This window comes from Bacillus sp. EKM202B (assembly GCF_011066025.1).
In the GTDB taxonomy this organism is placed as follows: Bacteria; Bacillota; Bacilli; order Bacillales; family Bacillaceae_G; genus Bacillus_A; species Bacillus_A toyonensis.
In genome coordinates this window covers 1-707 of sequence record NZ_JAAMNK010000089.1, presented here as the reverse complement: position 1 = coordinate 707, position 707 = coordinate 1, and the positions used below count along the sequence as shown (strand labels likewise).

1 protein-coding gene is annotated in these 707 nt (G+C 33.2%); it reads left to right on the top strand.

Going from position 1 to position 707, the window contains the following annotated elements; genetic code table 11:
- Positions 1–632 precede the first annotated feature (632 nt).
- Positions 633–707, top strand: a 75-nt coding sequence (locus tag G9F74_RS29405) for a helix-turn-helix domain-containing protein (RefSeq protein ID WP_165406429.1), incomplete at its 3' end; no start/stop codon positions are given.

The following is a 707-nucleotide window of genomic DNA, read 5'->3' as shown; positions in this document are numbered from 1 at the left end:
GAAGAAAATTTAGCCATAAAAAATGCACCTCCAATTGTTAATTATGTGTCTAACAATTGGGGTGCACTTCATTTAGTAGGTGGGCTTTATGTTTATTTCACAATACCAAAATATACTCTCTTTTTCTCATAACCCTTATGCAATTATACATATTTTTAAAAATTACACCAGATAAATATTATATGTAGTAAACTATAAAGCGTGGACACGTTCTATAAAGCAGATTCTTTTGAACGACGTAACATATCGACCATTATAAAATATGTGGCGTCACTTTAATACTGATCTCAAATCTCTTGTATATTGTGAACTAACAATCTGGCTTATATAGACGATTCTGTTTTATAGGATGTGTTTACACGCTTAACAAAGGGATAATACGGATAAATTTATACTAAGTGAACGTGATTCAAGTAGGAGTAAGGCACCTTTGGGTGTCTTTTTTATCATTTTAGCCAAGAAGACTCCTTCCTCAAGGAATGCGAAGTGAGTAGGTGGGAGATGAATTGGCTTCGGACAAGAGATGGCAGAAAGCCATCTTAATTGTTCGACATACATAAACTGTCACTTCACTATCTATCGAATATATGTTTGTTGTATAATAGACACATGCCGAAATGGAGGTAAAAGGAATGATGATTAATAAAGCATATAAATTTCGTATCTATCCAAATCAAGCACAAGCGATCCTAATCAAAAAAACGATT